This window comes from Bacillus sp. FJAT-14266, from assembly GCF_001719225.1.
GTDB lineage: Bacteria > Bacillota > Bacilli > Bacillales > Bacillaceae > Bacillus > Bacillus subtilis.
This window is the reverse complement of sequence record NZ_CP017072.1, coordinates 324,693-344,680: the sequence shown is the minus strand read 5'-3', so window position 1 is coordinate 344,680 and position 19,988 is coordinate 324,693. Positions and strand designations below refer to the sequence as shown.

Annotated in this window: 18 protein-coding genes; 4 read left to right on the top strand and 14 right to left on the bottom strand. The window is 47.7% G+C overall.

All coding sequences use genetic code 11. The annotated features are described in order from the left end of the window. Positions 1 to 3 precede the first annotated feature (3 nt). The 4 genes from hutU (at position 4) to BGM23_RS01880 (ending at position 5,395) form a co-directional block, all read left to right on the top strand. Positions 4 to 1,662 (top strand): urocanate hydratase, encoded by a 1,659-nt coding sequence (gene hutU / locus BGM23_RS01895; protein WP_003227141.1) that lies wholly within the window; start codon positions 4 to 6, stop codon positions 1,660 to 1,662. A gap of 12 nt (positions 1,663 to 1,674) precedes the next feature. Further along, positions 1,675 to 2,940: an imidazolonepropionase gene (hutI, locus tag BGM23_RS01890; protein ID WP_046664027.1), complete on the top strand. Its 1,266-nt coding sequence runs from the start codon at positions 1,675 to 1,677 to the stop codon at positions 2,938 to 2,940. Beyond that, entirely contained in the window at positions 2,933 to 3,892 is a 960-nt protein-coding gene (hutG, locus tag BGM23_RS01885; RefSeq protein ID WP_003243908.1) for a formimidoylglutamase, read from the top strand. Before hutI ends, hutG begins: the two co-directional genes overlap by 8 nt. A gap of 75 nt (positions 3,893 to 3,967) precedes the next feature. Beyond that, positions 3,968 to 5,395, top strand: coding sequence for an amino acid permease (locus tag BGM23_RS01880; protein WP_032722753.1), 1,428 nt, complete (start codon positions 3,968 to 3,970; stop codon positions 5,393 to 5,395). A 42-nt stretch (positions 5,396 to 5,437) separates the two neighbouring features. On the opposite strand, the gene BGM23_RS01875 is transcribed toward BGM23_RS01880, so the two are convergent. The 14 genes from BGM23_RS01875 to yxeI form a co-directional block, all read right to left on the bottom strand. Next, positions 5,438 to 6,739: a pyrimidine-nucleoside phosphorylase gene (locus tag BGM23_RS01875; protein ID WP_032722754.1), complete on the bottom strand. Its 1,302-nt coding sequence runs from the start codon at positions 6,737 to 6,739 to the stop codon at positions 5,438 to 5,440. A gap of 29 nt (positions 6,740 to 6,768) precedes the next feature. Further along, positions 6,769 to 7,950 (bottom strand): nucleoside permease NupC, encoded by a 1,182-nt coding sequence (gene nupC / locus BGM23_RS01870; protein WP_003244143.1) that lies wholly within the window; start codon positions 7,948 to 7,950, stop codon positions 6,769 to 6,771. A gap of 80 nt (positions 7,951 to 8,030) precedes the next feature. Then, positions 8,031 to 8,702 (bottom strand): deoxyribose-phosphate aldolase, encoded by a 672-nt coding sequence (gene deoC, locus BGM23_RS01865; RefSeq protein ID WP_032722755.1) that lies wholly within the window; start codon positions 8,700 to 8,702, stop codon positions 8,031 to 8,033. 105 nt (positions 8,703 to 8,807) lie between these two features. Beyond that, positions 8,808 to 9,749, bottom strand: coding sequence for a DNA-binding transcriptional repressor DeoR (gene deoR / locus BGM23_RS01860; protein ID WP_014478458.1), 942 nt, complete (start codon positions 9,747 to 9,749; stop codon positions 8,808 to 8,810). Positions 9,750 to 9,882: 133 nt separating this feature from the next. Then, positions 9,883 to 10,710 (bottom strand): DUF1206 domain-containing protein, encoded by an 828-nt coding sequence (locus tag BGM23_RS01855; protein WP_032722756.1) that lies wholly within the window; start codon positions 10,708 to 10,710, stop codon positions 9,883 to 9,885. A 72-nt stretch (positions 10,711 to 10,782) separates the two neighbouring features. Continuing rightward, positions 10,783 to 11,895, bottom strand: a complete 1,113-nt coding sequence (eutH, locus tag BGM23_RS01850; RefSeq protein ID WP_032722757.1) for an ethanolamine utilization protein EutH — start codon at positions 11,893 to 11,895, stop codon at positions 10,783 to 10,785. A 69-nt stretch (positions 11,896 to 11,964) separates the two neighbouring features. After that, complete coding sequence (locus tag BGM23_RS01845; protein ID WP_032722758.1) at positions 11,965 to 13,302, bottom strand: MmgE/PrpD family protein; 1,338 nt, start codon at positions 13,300 to 13,302, stop codon at positions 11,965 to 11,967. After that, positions 13,299 to 14,441 carry an N-acetyl-sulfur-metabolite deacetylase SndB gene (gene sndB, locus BGM23_RS01840; protein WP_032722759.1) on the bottom strand — a complete coding sequence of 381 codons (1,143 nt, stop codon included), beginning with the start codon at positions 14,439 to 14,441 and terminating at the stop codon, positions 13,299 to 13,301. Before sndB ends, BGM23_RS01845 begins: the two co-directional genes overlap by 4 nt. A gap of 16 nt (positions 14,442 to 14,457) precedes the next feature. Beyond that, positions 14,458 to 15,207 (bottom strand): amino acid ABC transporter ATP-binding protein, encoded by a 750-nt coding sequence (locus tag BGM23_RS01835; protein WP_003243284.1) that lies wholly within the window; start codon positions 15,205 to 15,207, stop codon positions 14,458 to 14,460. A gap of 12 nt (positions 15,208 to 15,219) precedes the next feature. Continuing rightward, on the bottom strand, positions 15,220 to 15,894 hold the full coding sequence (locus BGM23_RS01830) for an amino acid ABC transporter permease (protein ID WP_003243465.1): 675 nt from the start codon (positions 15,892 to 15,894) through the stop codon (positions 15,220 to 15,222). A 22-nt stretch (positions 15,895 to 15,916) separates the two neighbouring features. Further along, positions 15,917 to 16,711, bottom strand: a complete 795-nt coding sequence (locus tag BGM23_RS01825) for an amino acid ABC transporter substrate-binding protein (protein WP_003227109.1) — start codon at positions 16,709 to 16,711, stop codon at positions 15,917 to 15,919. A gap of 24 nt (positions 16,712 to 16,735) precedes the next feature. Beyond that, positions 16,736 to 17,233, bottom strand: a complete 498-nt coding sequence (gene snaB, locus BGM23_RS01820; RefSeq protein ID WP_046664028.1) for a sulfur-containing aminoacid acetyltransferase SnaB — start codon at positions 17,231 to 17,233, stop codon at positions 16,736 to 16,738. 13 nt (positions 17,234 to 17,246) lie between these two features. Then, complete coding sequence (locus BGM23_RS01815; RefSeq protein WP_015715007.1) at positions 17,247 to 18,572, bottom strand: LLM class flavin-dependent oxidoreductase; 1,326 nt, start codon at positions 18,570 to 18,572, stop codon at positions 17,247 to 17,249. A gap of 427 nt (positions 18,573 to 18,999) precedes the next feature. After that, positions 19,000 to 19,986 (bottom strand): penicillin V amidase, encoded by a 987-nt coding sequence (yxeI, locus tag BGM23_RS01810; RefSeq protein WP_046664029.1) that lies wholly within the window; start codon positions 19,984 to 19,986, stop codon positions 19,000 to 19,002. Positions 19,987 to 19,988: the final 2 nt, after the last annotated feature.

Here is a 19,988-nt window from a genome sequence, read left to right as displayed (position 1 = left end):
CATATGACTGATGTAAAAAAATCAATCCGTGCCAACAGAGGAACAGAGCTTGAATGCTTAGGATGGGAGCAAGAGGCAGTGCTTCGGATGCTTCGAAACAACCTTGATCCAGAAGTCGCCGAGAAGCCGGAGGACCTCATCGTATATGGCGGGATTGGCAAAGCCGCACGGGATTGGGACGCTTTTCACGCCATTGAGCATTCCTTGAAAACATTAAAAAATGATGAAACATTGCTCGTGCAATCCGGAAAGCCCGTTGGCATGTTCCGTACACACCCGCAGGCCCCTCGCGTGCTCCTAGCAAATTCTGTTCTTGTTCCGAAGTGGGCAGACTGGGAGCATTTCCACGAACTTGAGAAAAAAGGGTTAATGATGTACGGACAGATGACGGCTGGCAGCTGGATTTACATTGGCTCACAAGGCATATTGCAAGGAACCTATGAAACCTTCGCTGAGCTGGCGCGACAGCACTTCGGGGACAGCTTAAAAGGAACGTTGACGCTGACAGCGGGTCTCGGCGGAATGGGAGGCGCCCAGCCGCTGTCAGTCACGATGAATGAAGGCGTCGTGATTGCCGTCGAGGTTGACGAGAAACGCATCGACAAGCGGATCGAAACAAAATACTGCGATCGAAAAACAGCATCGATTGAGGAAGCCTTAGCTTGGGCTGAAGAGGCAAAGCTGGCAGGAAAACCTTTGTCCATTGCACTTCTCGGAAACGCAGCTGAGGTGCATCACACACTTTTGAACCGAGGCGTCAAAATTGATATTGTGACAGATCAGACATCTGCCCATGACCCTTTAATCGGTTATGTTCCCGAGGGCTATTCCCTTGATGAAGCTGACCGTTTGCGTCAAGACACTCCAGAGCTTTACGTGCGCCTTGCGAAGCAAAGCATGAAAAAACATGTCGAAGCCATGCTGGCCTTTCAGCAAAAGGGCTCTATTGTATTTGACTACGGCAACAATATCCGGCAAGTCGCAAAGGATGAAGGGCTGGAGAATGCCTTCGATTTTCCGGGGTTTGTCCCTGCCTACATCCGCCCCTTATTCTGTGAAGGAAAAGGGCCGTTCCGCTGGGCGGCGCTTTCCGGAGATCCGGCAGATATTTACCGTACGGATGCGTTATTAAAAGAGCTGTTTCCGACAAATAAAGCCCTTCACCGCTGGATTGATATGGCACAGGAAAAAGTCACCTTCCAAGGCTTGCCGTCCCGTATCTGCTGGCTTGGATATGGAGAACGAAAAAAGATGGGCCTCGCCATTAACGAGCTGGTTAGAAGCGGGGAGCTAAAAGCGCCTGTCGTTATTGGGAGAGATCATTTGGACTGCGGGTCTGTCGCCTCTCCAAACCGGGAGACAGAAGCGATGAAGGACGGAAGTGACGCTGTTGGTGACTGGGCTGTGCTAAATGCGCTTGTCAACACGGCGGCGGGTGCAAGCTGGGTTTCTTTCCACCATGGCGGCGGTGTCGGAATGGGCTATTCCCTGCATGCCGGCATGGTTGCAGTGGCCGATGGAAGTGAGCTGGCTGACGAGCGGCTCGCGCGGGTCTTAACGAGCGACCCAGGAATGGGCATTATCCGTCATGCGGATGCGGGTTATGAACGTGCCGTTGAAGTAGCGAAGGAACAGGACATTATCGTGCCGATGCAAAAATAAAGGAGTGATGACATGCCAAAGCAAATTGATACGATTCTCATCAACATCGGTCAGCTTTTGACGATGGAAAGCAGCGGTCCGCGGGCAGGCAAAAGCATGCAGGATCTTCATGTGATCGAAGACGCTGTTGTCGGCATCCATGAACAGAAAATTGTGTTCGCCGGACAAAAAGGGGCTGAAGCCGGTTACGAGGCAGACGAAATCATTGACTGTTCGGGACGCCTTGTAACGCCCGGCCTCGTTGATCCGCACACCCATCTTGTATTTGGCGGATCTCGTGAAAAGGAGATGAACCTTAAGCTTCAGGGCATTTCATATTTGGATATTCTGGCGCAGGGCGGCGGGATTCTGTCTACAGTCAAGGATACCAGGGCGGCTTCAGAAGAAGAGCTGCTGCAAAAAGCCCATTTTCATCTGCAAAAAATGCTGTCCTACGGCACAACCACAGCAGAAGTGAAAAGCGGCTACGGCTTGGAAAAAGAGACAGAGCTCAAACAGTTGCGTGTCGCAAAAAAACTGCATGAAAGCCAGCCTGTTGACCTTGTTTCCACATTTATGGGGGCCCATGCGATTCCTCCCGAATATCAAAACGATCCAGATGAATTTCTGGATCAAATGCTTTCCCTTTTGCCGGAAATCAAAGAGCAGGAGCTCGCCAGCTTTGCTGATATTTTTACAGAAACAGGCGTTTTTACAGTCAGCCAATCCCGCCGTTATTTACAAAAAGCAGCTGAGGCAGGCTTCGGATTAAAAATACACGCAGATGAAATCGATCCGCTTGGAGGTGCTGAATTAGCAGGTGAGCTAAAGGCCGTCTCAGCCGACCATTTGGTAGGGGCATCGGACGAAGGCATAAAGAAATTGGCTGAGGCAGGAACGATCGCCGTCCTCTTGCCGGGCACGACATTTTATCTTGGCAAAAGCACATACGCCAGGGCAAGAGCTATGATTGATGAAGGGGTATGTGTCAGCTTGGCAACGGATTTTAACCCTGGCAGCTCGCCGACTGAAAATATCCAGCTGATCATGTCGATTGCCGCGCTTCATCTGAAGATGACTGCAGAAGAAATATGGCACGCGGTCACAGTCAATGCCGCATATGCCATAGGAAAAGGAGAAGAAGCCGGTCAGCTCAAAGCTGGCCGCTCAGCTGATCTTGTCATTTGGCAAGCCCCGAACTATATGTATATTCCGTATCACTACGGGGTCAATCATGTACATCAAGTCATGAAAAATGGAACAATTGTTGTCAACAGGGAGGGAGCCATTCTTGGATAAGTACCCTTTTCTCAGAGAGGCCGGATCTTCGTTTAAAGACCGGGATGTCACAAAAATGAGCGACCTGATCGCAACATGGGACGGCCAGGACATTAAGGGACCGGCGTTGATAGGTGTCCCCCTATCAAAATCCTCCATCAGTCATTCAGGCGCTTCCTTTGCACCCGGAACAATACGCCAGGCTCTGAAACATTCATCAGCCTATTCTGCTGAGCTTGGAGAGCACGTCGTATCAGAGCTTCTATATGACCTGGGGGATATCGATATTCATGTCACTGATATCGTAAAGTCACATCATCACATTTTCCAAACCATGCACGCTCTGCTTTCGGATCATCCGGATTGGGTGCCGCTCATACTTGGGGGAGATAACTCTATCAGCTACTCCACAATAAAAGCGATAGCACAAACAAAAGGAACGACAGCGGTGATTCAATTTGATGCCCATCACGATGTTCGCAATACGGAGGACGGGGGGCCGACAAACGGCACCCCCTTCCGCCGCCTTTTGGATGAAGAGATCATTGAAGGTCAACATTTGATCCAGCTGGGTATCAGAGAATTCAGCAACAGCCAGGCCTATGAAGCATATGCAAAAAAACATAACGTGAACATTCACACGATGGACATGATCCGGGAAAAAGGACTAATCCCAACGATAAAAGAGATTTTGCCTGTTGTTCAAGATAAAACAGATTTCATTTTTATATCTGTTGACATGGATGTCTTAGACCAGTCCCATGCACCCGGCTGTCCAGCGATTGGCCCGGGCGGCCTCTATACAGACGAATTGCTTGAAGCAGTCAAGTACATCGCACAACAGCCCAATGTTGCCGGGATTGAAATTGTTGAAGTCGACCCTACCCTCGATTTTCGAGATATGACAAGCAGAGCTGCAGCTCATGTTCTGTTACACGCATTAAAAGGAATGAAACTCTCCCCATTCAAGTGATCTTCTGGCAGGTTGTATTTTGGGTATAAGAAACTCATCTGCCTAAGGAATGGCAGCTAAAAGGAGGGCGAGACAGTGAATCTTCAGGAGAACAGCAGCCAACAGCTAAAACGCACAATGAAAAGCAGGCACCTATTTATGATCTCATTGGGAGGCGTCATAGGCACAGGACTTTTCCTCAGTACGGGCTATACGCTACATCAAGCCGGACCCGGCGGTACGATACTCGCTTATGTAATCGGCGGGTTGATGATGTACCTCGTCATGCAATGTCTCGGCGAATTGTCGGTTGCCATGCCGGTGACCGGCTCTTTTCAAAAATATGCTACAACATTTATCGGTCCATCTACCGGTTTTATGGTCGGCATCATGTACTGGATCAATTGGGTGGTGACGGTAGGCTCTGAGTTTACCGCATCCGGTATTCTCATGCAGCGCTGGTTCCCTGACAGCAGTGTATGGATGTGGAGTGCGATTTTTGCAGCCCTTCTTTTTATATGCAACGCATTTTCAGTTAAGTTATTTGCGGAAACTGAATTTTGGTTTTCCAGCGTAAAGATTGTCACCATTATTTTATTTATCATTTTAGGAGGAGCCGCCATGTTTGGCCTGATCTCTTTAAACGGAACGGCGGATGCTCCTATGTTGTCAAACTTCACAGATCATGGCGGGTTGTTTCCAAATGGCTTTCTCGCCGTTTTTATCGCGATGATATCTGTGAGCTTCGCCTTTTCCGGTACAGAGTTAATCGGCGTTACAGCAGGAGAATCAGCAAATCCTCAAAAGGATATACCGCGATCCATCCGTAATGTCGCATGGAGAACCGTGATTTTTTTCATTGGCGCTGTCTTCATATTATCCGGGTTGATTTCATGGAAGGACGCAGGCGTGATTGAAAGCCCGTTTGTCGCCGTATTTGCGGAGATCGGAATCCCTTACGCTGCTGATATTATGAATTTCGTGATATTAACAGCCTTGCTGTCTGTCGCCAACTCAGGCTTATATGCTTCGACCCGTATGATGTGGTCTTTAGCAAATGAAAACATGATCAGCTCCCGTTTTAAGAAAGTGACATCTAAAGGCATTCCTTTAAATGCCTTAATGATCAGTATGGCTGTATCTTGTTTATCTCTCGTTTCCAGTATCGTGGCCCCTGGAACTGTCTATGTGGTGATGGTAGCAATTGCTGGATTTGCAGGAGTCGTGGTCTGGATGAGCATTGCCTTGTCCCAGCTCTTGTTTCGAAAGAGATTTCTGAAAAAAGGGGGGAATGTAAAAGATCTGACATTTCGCACGCCGCTTTATCCTCTTATGCCTATAGCCGCTCTCTTATTATGTTCTGCTTCTTGTATCGGTCTTGCTTTTGATCCCAATCAAAGAATCGCACTTTTCTGCGGAGTTCCTTGTATCATCCTTTGCTATCTGATCTATCATATCAAAAGAAATGTTACAAAAGCGAAAAAAATCAGCCAAGAGGAATATCAGGCTGATCACATCCTGTAATCAAAAAAGCACACCCCACTCAGGATGGGATGTGCTTTATTTTTATTCAGTAATCAACGTATGAATCAGCTTCGGCGCCTTCGCTTCCGCGGCAATGCGGATGTTGTCATAGACTTTTGCAATGACTTCATCAACATTTTCGCGGTTGGCGTAAAGCGTCACGAGCGGTTCGTCTTTTTCTACTTTGTCGCCGACCTTCTTGCGGAGCATGATGCCGACGGCTAAATCGATCTCATCTTCTTTTGTGGCGCGACCGGCACCTAACAGCATCGCCGCGACGCCGATTTCGTCCGCAACGATTTCAGAGACGACACCCGCTTCTTTGGCAGGCACATCAATTTGATATGCGGCTTGCGGAAGCTTAGACGGATCGTCAACAATTGAGCTGTCGCCGCCTTGGTTTTTCAAGAAATCCTTGAATTTCTCAAGTGCTTTGCCGTTTTTCATGACTTCTTCCAGCTTCGCTCTCGCTTCGTCCAATGTATCGGCTTTTTTCGCAAGCACAACCATCTGGCTGCCGAGCGTTAAGACAAGCTCATGAAGATCCTCAGGCCCCTCGCCTTTGAGTGTGTCGATCGCTTCTTTGACCTCAAGCGCATTTCCGATCGCAAAGCCGAGCGGCTGGGACATGTCTGAAATGACAGCCATTGTTTGACGGCCGACGTTATTTCCGATGCGTACCATCGCTTTGGCAAGTTCAGCTGCGTCTTCTTCTGTTTTCATGAAGGCGCCCGCTCCCGTTTTTACGTCAAGCACGATGGCGTCCGCCCCGGCAGCGATTTTTTTGCTCATAATCGAGCTTGCAATGAGCGGAATGGAATTGACCGTTCCCGTTACATCACGAAGCGCGTACAGTTTTTTATCAGCCGGCGTTAAATTGCCGCTTTGGCCGATGACCGCAACCTTGTCGCGGTTCACAAGTTTAATAAATTCATCCTTCGTCAGTTCCACGTGGAAGCCGTCGATTGCCTCTAACTTATCAATCGTGCCGCCCGTATGGCCGAGGCCGCGGCCGGACATTTTGGCAACCGGCACGTCAAGAGCCGCAACAAGCGGAGCGAGAACGAGTGTTGTCGTGTCGCCGACGCCGCCAGTGGAGTGTTTATCCACTTTAATTCCTTCAATGGCAGAAAGATCAATCGTTTCACCGGAGTTCACCATAGCCATCGTCAAGTCCGCGCGTTCACGGTCACTCATATCCTGGAAGAAAATCGCCATAGCAAGCGCGCTTGCCTGATAATCAGGAATGCTTCCGTCTGTATAGCCGTTCACGAAAAATTGAATTTCTTCAGTGGTGAGTTCTTTTCCGTTTTGTTTTTTGATGATGATATCTACCATTCTCATGTTTGGTCACCGATCCTTTTCGATTAAGTTCAGTAAATCAAGCCCACAATTGCTGCTGATAAAAAGCTGACAAGCGTAGCACCGTATAATAATTTCAAGCCGAAACGAGCGACGACATTTCCTTGCTTTTCATTCAGTCCTTTTACGGCACCGGCAATGATTCCGATTGAGGAGAAGTTCGCAAATGACACAAGGAATACCGATACGATCGCTGTTGTACGGCCGCTGAAATGGAAACCGTTTTGCGTAAGCGACGTCATGGCGACAAATTCATTCGATACCATTTTTGTTGCCATAATGCTTCCCGCATTAACAGCTTCATTCCATGGGATACCGACAAGAAAAGCGAATGGAGCAAACACATATCCAAGAATGCCTTGGAACGAAATACCGAATACTGCATTAAAAATGCCATTGATCAATGCAATAATCGCGACAAATCCAATCAGCATCGCAGCGACGACAACCGCTACTTTGAAACCGTCAAGGATGTATTCTCCGAGCACTTCGAAGAAAGATTGTTTTTCTTCTTCCTCAACACGAAGCATATCCTCTTCTTTTGCAACCTCGTACGGATTAATAATAGAAGCAATTATGAAACCGCCAAATAAGTTCAAGACCAGCGCTGTTACAACATATTCCGGTTTCAGCATTGTCATATACGCGCCGACAATCGACATTGATACAGTTGACATCGCAGATGCGCAAAGCGTGTACAAGCGCTGCTGATTTAAAAGACCGAGTTCTTTCTTCAAGGAGATAAATACTTCTGACTGCCCTAAAATCGCAGAAGCCACTGCGTTATACGATTCCAATCTTCCCATACCGTTTACCTTGCTGAGGGCAAGGCCGATATATCTAATAATAAACGGGAGGACTTTCCACTTTTGCAGAATCCCGATCAGAGCGGAAATAAACACGATCGGCAAGAGAACATTCATAAAGAATGTCGTTTGGTCCGCATTCACCAAGCCGCCAAACACAAAGTTAATTCCCTCTGCCGCGTATTCAAGCAGGTAACCGAAACCTTTTGCAAATCCTCCTACGAGGAAATTCCCTATCCCGGTATTGAGGAGAATGTAGCCAAGAATAAATTGCAAAATGAGCATAACAACAATTGGGCGGATCTTAATTCTTTTTTTGCCGCTGCTCGCGATCCACGCGAGGCCTAAAAACACGATTAAACCGATAATCCCAATCAAATACTTCATATGTGTTTCTCCTTTATTTGTATTCGCTTACAATCACTGTTTCCTCAGAAAACGGAAAGCAGTCTGCCTTCCGTCAGCTCTTAATAGTTGTCTCCGCCTGATGCATTTTCTCCTTTTACGATAGAAACGCCTGCGCTGGCGCCAATTCGGCTTGCTCCGGCCTCTACCATTATGTCTACATCTTCTTTCGTTCTGACGCCGCCAGATGCTTTCACGCCGATATCAGGTCCTACTGTTTTGCGCATTAAGGCGATATCTTCCTTCGTTGCGCCGCCTGTAGAAAAGCCTGTTGATGTTTTTACGAAATCCGCTCCCGCAGACACCGCTAAACGGCATGCACGTTCTTTTTCTTCATCAGTCAGAAGGCACGTTTCGATAATGACTTTGACAAGCGCTTTTCCGGCTGCAGCTTCCACTACACCGCGGATATCAGCTTCCACCACATCGTCTTCCTTGTCTTTTAAAGCGGCAATATTAATGACCATATCCACTTCAGTGGCGCCTTTTGAAATGGCGTCTTTTGTTTCGAACGCTTTTGTTTCAGTTGTATTGGCACCGAGCGGGAAGCCGATGACCGTACAAACGTCGACTCCAGTTCCCTTAAGCTCTTTTGCAGCAAGCTCCACCCATGTCGGATTGACACATACTGAAGCAAATTTGTATGTTTTCGCTTCTTCAATTAGTTTTAGAATGTCCGCTTTTTGTGTATGCGGTTTCAAAGCTGTATGATCAATTATGTTGGCTAATGACATCCTTCGCACACTTCCTTTTTTGTTAAGATATTTTTTAGCATAACCGACTTTTGAACATATGTAAATTGGTAATTGAAATTTTGTTCAACGAAAGGTTTGAACGTGTCACAAATCATTAACAAGCGCCCTCGCGGTATGCTGGTCAATGATTAAAACGTTGGCATATTTTCCGGTTAATGCTCCGTGAATGGAAGATACTTTTCTGCTTCCGCCGGCAACTAAAATGGAGCGTTCCTTCAGCCTGAGGTCTTCAAGCTCAACACCGATGGTCCGGTCATTGATGGCACTGCTGCAAATATTCCCTTTCGCATCAAAAAAGCGTGAACAAATATCCCCGACGGCCTGTTTTTTCAGCAGGGCTTTCTCTTCTTCGTTAAAATATCCGAGCCGAAACAACAGCGCTTCATCACGGACAGTCCCGACCGTAAAGAGAGCGATATTCGCCTGCTTGCCCATCTCAATAATCCGCTCAATATGACGGTCTTTCTCCACCATTCGCTTCACATCCGCATTATCAAACACGACGGGAAGCGGGAGATAGCGCGGCATCGTTTGAAAAGCCTCCGCAAACAGCTGAATCGTTTCAGCCGAATACGTGTTTACCCGGGAATGGCTGATACCGCCTTTCAGCTGGACGACCTCGACGCCTTTTACCTGCTTCGGCTGCATGTTTTGCGCGATTTGATACATGGTGGTTCCCCAGCTGACGCCGACAATGTCGCCGTCTTTTACCGTTTCATGCATATATTCTGCACCATAGCGGCTTAGGTCATGTGTAATTCCTGCATAATCGGGTGTCGGGGAAAACACAACATGCGCCTCAAGGAGCCCGTATTTCTCTTCAAGTATGGAACCGAGCGCATCCAAATCCTCAAAAGGGTCCATGACGCGAATCTGGACATACCCTTTTTCCTTTGCATATTGCAGCAGCCGGGAAACGGTTGGCCTTGAAATGTTGAGCTGCTCAGCAATTTGCTGCTGACTGTAGTCAGACTGATAGTAAAGCCTTGCCGCTTCTATGCTTAATTGTTGTTTTTCCCGATCCATTCTGCACCTCCCTGTGGATCAGTCCTGATAAAACTGCTTTTGATTTGCTTTTATTATACAGGCTGGCGCCGGCTTTCATCCACCTGATTTCTAAGAAACTGAAAAACGCTCTGGGCGCGGACCTGCCCAGAGCTTACTTCTCCCAGGTCATATGCTGATAAATGCCTTTCATAATGGCGTACATTCCATATAGGATCAGGCCTAATGCCAATATAGACAGAATCAATTTGCCATGCGGCTGCTGCGCGAGTTCGGCGAGCGCGCCGTCAAAGCCTCTTGTGTCGTCGGGATCAGCGGTCATGGCTGTCTTGATGAGAAAATAGCCGATAGCCGAGAAAATAATGGCCCGGGCGATATTGCCTGCGCGTCCTGTGTTTTTCGTGATGCATATCATCTGTTTGTTCATTTTTGATGTATCGAATTCTTTCATAAAAGCAGCCCGAACGCCTTTCATAAATTGAACAATCGCAAATACGATAAAACCCGCACCCGTAAGCCCTGTGAGCCATTGGCCGAACGGCTGCGCCAATACATAAGCGGACCACGTCTGTTCTGAAGTGCCGCCGTCCCCTTGGCCAAACACAAATCGCAAGGCATTCCAAGCGATGGATGTGTAAACAGCGGCACTGAAAAAGTTTCCTATTCTCCGCGACAGGCCTCGCCTGCTGTTTCCGTGCCCCTCCGTGTCCTTGATCGCGCTTAACACCATCCAGATCACATAGCCGATAAGGCCGATGCCTATAAAAAAAAGCAATAGTGACCCATACGGCATGCGTGATAGCGTTTGGAGAGCTCCGCTCGAATCTTTGGCGCGGCCTGCCCCGGCAGCCGTCAGAAAAGCCAAAACCCCAAGCAGAATAAAAACGCCGCCGAATGCAAAATAACCAAGCCTCCCGAATCGTTTGATCCAAGGCTTGGTTTCCTGTTTTATTTTTGACATGTACCGGTCTTTCACCGCCATGTGTCCAACCCTCTTTCACAGAAATCTTTACTGTAACATTCCCGATTGGACAAAGTTGAAACAGCTTCTGCCTCAGCTATGGCTGGCTGAGATACGTTTTTGCTGTTTAGCTGATTGTGCAGGTGTCATCCAAGCAGCCGCTGCGGCAGCTGTGACTCCGCCTGCTAATTTCCCAATGATCATGGCCGCCGCCATTTCTTTTTTCATTCCAGCTACAAAACCGAGATGGCTGCCGAGTACAAAGGCGCCGCTGACCGCAAACGCGACATTGATGACCTTTCCTCTCGGCGTCATATCCTTTAATGAAGCCAGCATTGGGATATGATGCGCCAAAGAGGTCACTAAGCCTGCTGTTGCTGTCTCATCTAAATGAAGGCATTTCCCCAGAGCATGAAGCGGTTTTTTAAAGGTTTTTGTAATAAATGCCGTCATCGGGAACGCCCCTGCCAGAGCAATGGCGATGGTCCCTGTCGTTTGTATCCCTGTCTCGACATTCTCCATTCCCGGAATCAGCACAATGCCGGTCATCGTTTCAACAGAAACAGCTGCAAGCCCGATAATCGCAACAACACTGACCGCTTTCCCGAAGAGATGAAACAACTGAATCATTCTGTCGGTGTATCGCCATAACCCAAAAGCGATGACAGCAGATAACAGACTCGGGATCAGAAGATTTTTACCTATCATGCCGATGTCAAAGCCTGCGCATAATCCGCCGATTAAGCAACCGATCGGCACTGTGCACAGCCCGATTAATATGCCTTTCGCAAAATACGGATGATCCTCTTTTTCGATGATGCCAAGAGCGACGGGAATCGTGAAGACGATTGCCGGCCCCATCATTGTTCCTAAAAACACCCATGAAAACAGCCCGGCCTGCGGATCTTTCGCCATTTCTCCAGCCAGCGCATATCCTCCCATATCAATCGCCAAAATGGTGTTCGCAAAGGAAGAAGGATCCGCGCCAATCGCTGTGTAAAACGGAGCAACAATGGGAATCAGGATTGCTGCCAGCACGGGCGCCAGCGACACAATTCCGATCATGGACAGCGCCAGCGGCCCCATAGCCTTAAAGCCGTCCGCAAACCGCTCGCCTAGCCCCCATCTGTTTCCCAAACAATAATCCGCCGCTCCCCATAGTAAAAAGGCAGCCAAAATGAATACAACCGCGTCATTCACCGTCATGGTTTTCTCCTTTTTCAAACGTATGATTGGTTTTATCATATCATCTGAAATCACCGAATAGAGTTGATCTTATTCAATATGAGCTAAAAATTCTGTTATATCGGCTTTTTCAACGGCTGTTATGATTCTCCGCGCTTTTTCTTGCGGGACCGTTAATGTCAATTTTTCTTTTATGTCTTCTTCAGACAGCTCATTTCCTGGCGCCCCTTTTGGGCAGTCCACACGCGCTTCGCAAATCCGGCCGTCTGATAAATAGGCCCGGACAATCGTGAAACGGCCTTTTGGAACGGCATGAGGAGCCGGCTGAATAGCATTGTCATATACGCGCTGAATTCGCCCCATTGTCGTTTGAACCCCGCTTGGGATCGGCTGGCTGCTGAAATGTTCAACGGTCAGGCCGTGTCCATGCAAAGCAAGAGCAATCACATATTCAACGCTGAAACGGCCTTCCTCTCCAGTTTTTGGAGATCTTTCCGTCAATGCAGCATCTCCGCCTGGCGGAAATATCACTTCAATACGTTCGGTATTGGCAGCAGAAATGGTTTCTTCGGAGATAAGCTGTCGTACCGCATCTGCAGCATGGTGTGCCGCGGAACAAAATGGATAGATTTTAAACCATAGACCCGGCTGCACAATTCTCCACGGTGCCCCCCAATCGTTTAGCAAAGTGTGTTGTGCTTTCTCAACGTCACCGTACAGACTGAAGAAACCAGTTTCTCCATCAAATGCCGTGCGGGACCCGCCAAATTCTGATTGGGCCAGCTTAACGGCCAGCAAGCCAGCCTGAGCCGCCAAACCGGCGTGCAGCGGTTTCATTTCTGTTCCAAATTGCACCCTCATCCCAGCAGATTGCGTAGCCGCAAAACCAATTGCTTTTTCCAGCTCTTCCTGAGTCAGCTCCTCAGCATAACCTACGGCGCAGGCAGCAGCGATGGCACCAAGCGTTCCTGTATTATGCCAGCCCTTTTCATAGTGGCGGCTGCCAATTGATTCTCCCAGCCGTGCCATCACTTCAATACCAACAATATAAGCGCCAAGAAGCCGCTCGTCATGTCCGCGAGCGGCAGAAGCAATAAGGGCCGGTACAATGACTGCACTGGGGTGTCCTCTTACATCGGAGTGGACATCATCAAAATCCAATGCATGGGCGATAAATCCATTCAGCATCGCGGATTGTAATGGCGCGGCCTTTTTGCCCTGTCCGATAATAGGAACAAGGGGCCGGCCTCCTTCATCCTCTATCAGACGGAGGAGCTTTTGAATGCCTTTATCTTCTCTTCCTGCGAATGAAGCGGCAATAAAATCAAGTAATCCTTTTTTTGCTTCGCGAATCGCGTCAACTGAATACTCAGGTTGTGACGTTCTCACAGCCGCTGCAAGACCTGCTGTCAGCCCTTGTTTGCTCATTTGATGGTCTCCAATACAATAACCGCCAGCTCCGCAAAGTATTGAGAGGCAACCGTAAGGGCTTCTTCATCCAGTGTAAAGGCCGGATGATGCCACTCCTCCGTCCCGTTCGTTCCCATCCAGACAAAAAATCCCGGAATCTTCTCTTGATACAGAGCGAAGTCTTCTCCGCCCGGAGACTGCTCAGCGTGAACGGTTTGATAGCCAAGCCGTGCCGCAGCTTCGGATGCCGCATTCAAAAATGTGCCGTCATTCTGAACGGAAGGCAAATAAGGAAACCACTTGAATTCTGCTTGTGCCCCATAGCCCGCTGCAATTCCTTCAGCCACTCGTCTCATATGCTCCGGAACAGCCTGCCGCGCTTCTTTTTGAAAGGTTCGAACCGTCCCCTCCATTTCAGCTTGGTCTGGAATTACGTTCCACGAGGTGCCCGCCTGTACTCTTGTGATACTGACGACTGCGTTTTGCAGTGAGCTGATATTGCGGCTGACCACAGATTGCAGCCCGCTGATGATTTGTCCGGCTGCAGCGATTGGATCAATACTGTTATTCGGGATGCCGGCGTGTCCGCCTTTCCCTTTGATGACGATCTCAAACCGGTCAACACTTGCCATAAGCGGACCTTCCTTTACACCAATGGTTCCGACAGGCAGATCCGGCTTATTGTGCATGCCGAAAATCGCAGTAACGTCATTAAGTACGCCAGCTTCTAGAACCTTTCTTGCTCCTGCGGCAATTTCTTCGGCCGGCTGAAAGATAAAGCGGACTGTACCTTTCAGCTCGGCCCTTCTTTGATTCAGCAACATCGCTGTGCCAATAATAGAAGCAGTATGAAAATCGTGTCCACATGCATGCATTGTGCCATCAACCTTAGATGCAAATGGGAGATTCGTCTGTTCTTGGATCGGGAGCGCGTCAATATCCGCTCGTATTGCTATCACGGGGCCGTCTTCCCGTCCTTTGATTTCTGCAATCACGCCAGTCTCCAATTGAGGAACATCAAGTATTTCGATTTGCTCCTCCTCAAGCCAGCGGCGGATTTTTTTCGTCGTTTCAATCTCTTGAAATGACAGTTCAGGATGTTCATGAAGATCACGCCGCATATTGATTAAACGGGTATGAAACGTTTTGTCGGCCATTGTTCTTCTCTCCTTCTTATATAAGCTCTGCAGGCTCTCCCACCTGCTTGATAAATCGTTTCGTCCGTTCGTTTTTCGGATGGTCAAACAATTCCTCTGGCGTTCCCTGCTCGATAATATGGCCGTCTGCCATAAAAATCACTTGATCAGCAACCTCTTTTGCAAACGCCATTTCGTGTGTAACAATGATCATCGTTGTTTGTTTTTCCGCAATGGACTTGATGACCTGAAGCACCCCTGTGACGAGCTCAGGGTCAAGCGCTGACGTTGGTTCATCCAGCAAAATCGCATGCGGATTGACCGCAAGCGCCCGCGCAATGCCGATTCGCTGCTGCTGGCCGCCGGACATTGTGATTGGATAGCTGTCAGCCTTATGCTCCAGACCGACTTGTTTCAGAATCTCCATTCCAATACGTTTCGCTTCGTCGCGTGGTTTATGTTGAGCCACGATTAAAGCTTCTGTAATGTTTTGCAGAGCCGTTTTATTTTTAAACAGATTGTAGTTTTGAAAGACCATGGCCGTTTGCTGGCGAAGCCGATGTGCTTCCTTGCGTGTAAACTTTTCCGCATTCAGTTTGGCTTCTCCGATTTCAATAAGGCCTTGATCCGGACGCTCTAATAGATTTAAGCACCGGAGAAGCGTTGATTTTCCGGAACCGGACGGACCGATGATTGCCACCACTTCTCCGCGTTTCACTTCTAGATCGATTCCGTCGAGCACGACGAGATCTTTAAACGCTTTGCGAATATTTTTTACTGTTATCAACTGATTTCACCTCTAAGTCCGGTATGGCTTGCTCATGGCACGTTCAAACAAGTCCTGCAAAATGCTGTAGATAATGGTAAGAACCCAATAGACGATCGCAACCGCCAAGTACGTCTCAAAATATTTGAGGTTTCCTGAAGCGTACATCTTCCCTTGGGCGAACATCTCCATGACCCCTAATGTAAAGGCCAGTGACGTTTCTTTCAGGAGCCCGATAAATGTATTGCCCGTTGCCGGAATCGCATTTCGGATCGCTTGCGGCAAAATAATCCGTCTGTATGCCTGAAATTTTGTCATACCGACAGACAGGCACGCCTCCAGTTGCCCGTCATCAACAGAATTGAGGGCAGCCCGGAAGATTTCTGCCAAATATGCTGCATTTTTTAAGCTTAACCCGATGATGGCAGCTGTGAGAGCTGTCATTTTGCTCATCTCTGGAAACAGCTGCGGCAGCCCGTAATAGATTAAGAACAGCTGCACCAGTGTCGGCACGCCTCGGAAAAAGGATATATACAGCTTTGACAGCTGATGAAGCACTGGAATTTTGTTCTTTGTGATGAGTGCGAGAATAAGTCCTCCGATAATGGCAAAAATCATAGCCGCTATAGCCATAAACAACGTGATCGGAAGGGCCTGAATTAAAGTCGGGAACGCTGATATCATGAATTCCCAATCAATCGTGTTCATTCTGGTGAGTCACCGCCGTTTCTTAATGCTTCTGTTCTACTGTGATATCTTCATTAAAGTATTTTTCAGAGAGTTTTTTCAGTGTTCCGTCTTTACGCAATTCATCTAGCGCCTTATTGACTTTTTTGCGGAGCTTGTCGTGCGCATCGTCCTTGGCAAATGGGAATGCAACCTGTTCGTAAACAATCGGATCTCCTGCAAGCTTTAATGGCAAACCGGTCTTCTTGATTTGCGCGATCAATACAGTTCGGCTGTTGACATAAGCGTCTACACGGCCGTACGCAACATCCTTCAGCGTACCCTCTTGTGTTTCGTACGTTTTGATATTGATTTTTTTATCAGGATCTTTGCTTTCAAGGTTTTTCGCGTGGTTTGAACCGAGAACGGCTGCGACTGTCTTGCCTTTTAAATCGTCTACTGATTTGATGTCTGTATTGTCTTTTTTGACGACAATCTGTGTTCCCGCATAAGCGTATGGTTTCGTAAAGTTATACGTTTCCTTACGTTCGTCTGTCACAGCTACCTGGTTGGAAATGGTGTCAAGCTTGCCTGTTTGAAGCTCTCCCATCAGCCCGCTGAATTCAAGCAGCTTCCAGTCCAGTTTCATGTCAATTTTCTTAGCGACCGCTTCCATCACTTCCACGTCAAAACCTGTCAGCTTTCCGTTTTCTTTATAAGCAAATGGGTAACTTTGTCCTGTCGCACCGACATGAAGCACATTGTCATCCTCTTTACTGCTGCTGTTTCCATTGCCGCAAGCTGAGAGCACCGCTAATAATGCAGCAACGACCAGCACTGTCCATTTTTTCATCTTCATTTGATTTTCCCGCCTTTTCTATTTTTATAGATCATGTCGCAATTGTTTTTTCATATAGACTGTGATATGCCCTTTTCCAAGGTCTTGTTCACCTGAGCGGACATACCCTTTTCGTTCATACATCTCAATCAGCCACGGATGCTTATCCGCTGTTCCGAGTGAGACAAACGGAACCTTTAACGTATCGCGAAGGATTGTTTCCTCCAGCCATTGAAGCAGCTTTGTTCCGATTCCTTTTTTTTCGGTGTCGGGGTCCACAGCAAACCACCAGATATGCGGAACGCCATACGGTCCCGGCTGTTTTCCCCAAGGCATTCTCAAGGTGATGGTCGCGATGATCCGCCCGTCTTCTTCCATGACGTAGCAAGCATTTTCCCGAATATTTTTCAGCACCAAATCCAAATCCGCATGAGCGGCAGCAAAACGAATGCCGAGCTTTCGAATCGGTTCATAAGCCCGCAATGTCAGCTCGAGAAGCTGTTCGGCATCACGTTCAACTGCAAGGCGGTATCGTGGCTTCATCTAGCGTTCCTCCTTACTTTGCATAGCGGTTTACCGGCTTTTCCAAACCGAAATGCTCTCGTAATGTTGTGCCTTCATATTCTTTTCTGAACACGCCGCGCTCCTGTAAAATCGGAACCACTTGATCAACAAACACTTCAATTCCTTCTGGAAGAAGCGGAGGCATGATGTTAAACCCGTCACACGCTTTCGTATCCACCCATTCCTGCATCTTGTCGGCGAGCTGCTCCGGCGTGCCGACGAAGATATGGTGGCCTCTGGAGCCTGCAACGTATTTGTAAAGCTCTCGTATCGTCATATTGTCACGTTCAGCCATCTCCTGAACAAGCTTGAAGCGGCTCTTCACCGCATTGGAAGCTTCGGCGTCAAGCTTCGGCAGCGGCCCATCAAGCGGATATGCCGACAAATCAATTCCGCCTAAGTAATTTTGGAGAATTTGCAGACCGACAGATGGGATAATCAGATCTTGGAGCTCCTTGTATTTGGCTTGCGCTGCTTCTTCTGTATCGGCAATGATTGGGAAAATACCCGGCATAATGGCAATTTTTTCTGGATCACGTCCGAATTCCGCAGCCTGTTCTTTAATGGATTGATAAAATTCCTGAGCTGATTCCAGGTGGTTTTGTGCTGTGAAGATCACTTCTGCTGTTCTGGCAGCCAGCGCTTTTCCGTCTCCTGATGATCCTGCCTGGATAATGACCGGCTGGCCCTGCGGCGTTCTTGAAACGTTCAGAGGTCCGCGAACCGAGAAATATTCTCCTTTGTGGTTCAGCTCATGCATTTTTTCTTTGTCAAAGAATTCACCCGTTTCTTTATTACGGATAAAGGCGTCCTCTTCCCATGAATCCCAAAGCCCCTTTACAACCTCGACAAATTCCTCTGCCCGCTGATAGCGCAAATGGTGTTCGAGGTGCTTTTCACCGCTGAAATTCAGCGCTGTTGATTCAATAGATGAAGTGACAACGTTCCATCCGGCACGGCCGTTGGACAAATGATCCAATGACGCAAACTGTCTGGCAATATGGAATGGCTCGCTGTATGTAGTGGAGGCTGTTGCTGTCAGTCCGATTTTTGATGTGACCTGCGCCAAAGCAGAGAGCAGGGTGAATGGCTCAAACCTTGTTAATACATTTGGATGTGATTTGCTGTCAATTGAAAGGCTGTCCGCTAAAAACAGCATATCCAGCTTGCCCCGCTCCGCTGTTTTCGCAAGCTCTTTAAAATAATCCAAATTCATGCTCGCATCTGACGGCGCGTCCGGGTGCCGCCAAGACGCAACATGATGGCCTGTACCTGCTAAAAATACCCCTAATTTGATTTGTTTCTTTTTGCTTGTCATGACGATACTCCTTTTATCATGTTTTTAGGCTGAATAATCCGAAAAATAAACTCCTATATTCCTAGTCGTTTAATATGAATAAATCAAAATGTACCTTTGTCTTGGACGTTTGTCAATGAGTTAAGATTAAATTTTTCTTTTTAAGCTGAAAACTCGCGGGATCATGGGGCGGCATTTGTGCAACCTGTATACTGGCAAAACCAGTCTGATGCTGAGACTCGTTTTGATCCAAAGTTTTATATAAATGTAGCTTGCACCTTATCTCTACTTCCGACCATACGCATTTTGCCGCCGCTTTTGCTCTTTGCTAATAAACGCGCGTGGTCGCCGTCGTAGAACGGTCCATTTTCCCACTCATTCAGAAGCTGAGACATCACATAAAAAATAAGCTGATCCCGGATTCATACCGAAATCAGCTAATTGAATCTTAATTAAGTTCTAGAATACTTTCTTCTGCTTTAGCAGAAAACTCTTTAGGCTCAAGGCGGTCTAGGTCTTCATGAAATAAACTCACTTTTTGGATTTGCCGATTGTCATAGTGGTGGAAATAGTAGTTTCCAGTTTCGTTGCACATCACGGAAGTATATTGCGTATAATGAATTTCGTCTTCTTCCGTTATCACTGCGCCCTTTGGTATCGTCATATTTGCCAAAATTTGAAAAGCGGCTGTTACACCTTTCGTTTCATCGGCCGCCGGCTCTAGATGTTCTTTCAAATAAACAGCTCTGACAAACCGGGAAGGCGGTGTGTAATCCCCCGGCAGACCAACAGTTCCTAAGCCTTGGCCAAAAGCAGAAAGGGCTAATCCGCCCATCTCTTTGCTCTCTAATTGCTTCGGTCTGATTCCTGTATATTGCTGCAGATTGGTTACATGCCATATAAAGTCGGGGCTGTTCGTCATGACACCAGGTTGATTATCATAGACTTTGAGGCCGTCTGCTCTTGGTTCTATCGTCAGGCTTCGGCCCGTCCGGTCTGACAATATCCAGTGAAGCGGTAAAACTGTATCCAATAGATCTAATTTTTTCTCTACAATCGTTAAAGATCGAATCTTTTCTTTTACGTCTTCCAAAGACTGACAGACTGACAGCACCCATGTCACAAACTCATGCGGGACAATGTGAACGGTATCTTCCCGTATCGTTTTTTCGTACTCCGCATAGCCCGGAAAATAAAGCGCCGCACAAGATAAACCGCTTTCATTAACACCGTCGGCAAATAATATATTTCCAAGTTTTCTCCCCATACCGATAAACGCGTACTGTGTCTGATGGGCCTTTCCGTCAGCTTCACTCTTCCAGCTGTAACGGCGCGGATAGAGAATGACCTCCGTCCCCAGCTGAAATGCAAAATCCATTGTTCTCGCTAATAAATGATTCCGGTCAGCAGTTTCCAATGTAAGACTTGTGCACATTT

Excerpts from the sequence above, each read along its gene's own strand:
- BGM23_RS01815 (WP_015715007.1), bottom strand. The coding sequence starts at position 18,572 with ATGACAAGCAAAAAGAAACAAATCAAATTAGGGGTATTTTTAGCAGGT.
- BGM23_RS01825 (WP_003227109.1), bottom strand. The coding sequence starts at position 16,711 with ATGAAGATGAAAAAATGGACAGTGCTGGTCGTTGCTGCATTATTAGCG.
- nupC (WP_003244143.1), bottom strand. The coding sequence starts at position 7,950 with ATGAAGTATTTGATTGGGATTATCGGTTTAATCGTGTTTTTAGGCCTC.
- hutU (WP_003227141.1), top strand. The coding sequence starts at position 4 with ATGACTGATGTAAAAAAATCAATCCGTGCCAACAGAGGAACAGAGCTT.
- hutI (WP_046664027.1), top strand. The coding sequence starts at position 1,675 with ATGCCAAAGCAAATTGATACGATTCTCATCAACATCGGTCAGCTTTTG.
- BGM23_RS01875 (WP_032722754.1), bottom strand. The coding sequence starts at position 6,739 with ATGAGAATGGTAGATATCATCATCAAAAAACAAAACGGAAAAGAACTC.
- sndB (WP_032722759.1), bottom strand. The coding sequence starts at position 14,441 with ATGGCCGACAAAACGTTTCATACCCGTTTAATCAATATGCGGCGTGAT.
- deoR (WP_014478458.1), bottom strand. The coding sequence starts at position 9,749 with ATGGATCGGGAAAAACAACAATTAAGCATAGAAGCGGCAAGGCTTTAC.
- yxeI (WP_046664029.1), bottom strand. The coding sequence starts at position 19,986 with ATGTGCACAAGTCTTACATTGGAAACTGCTGACCGGAATCATTTATTA.
- BGM23_RS01855 (WP_032722756.1), bottom strand. The coding sequence starts at position 10,710 with ATGGCGGTGAAAGACCGGTACATGTCAAAAATAAAACAGGAAACCAAG.
- snaB (WP_046664028.1), bottom strand. The coding sequence starts at position 17,233 with ATGAAGCCACGATACCGCCTTGCAGTTGAACGTGATGCCGAACAGCTT.
- deoC (WP_032722755.1), bottom strand. The coding sequence starts at position 8,702 with ATGTCATTAGCCAACATAATTGATCATACAGCTTTGAAACCGCATACA.
- BGM23_RS01830 (WP_003243465.1), bottom strand. The coding sequence starts at position 15,894 with ATGAACACGATTGATTGGGAATTCATGATATCAGCGTTCCCGACTTTA.
- eutH (WP_032722757.1), bottom strand. The coding sequence starts at position 11,895 with ATGACGGTGAATGACGCGGTTGTATTCATTTTGGCTGCCTTTTTACTA.
- BGM23_RS01845 (WP_032722758.1), bottom strand. The coding sequence starts at position 13,302 with ATGAGCAAACAAGGGCTGACAGCAGGTCTTGCAGCGGCTGTGAGAACG.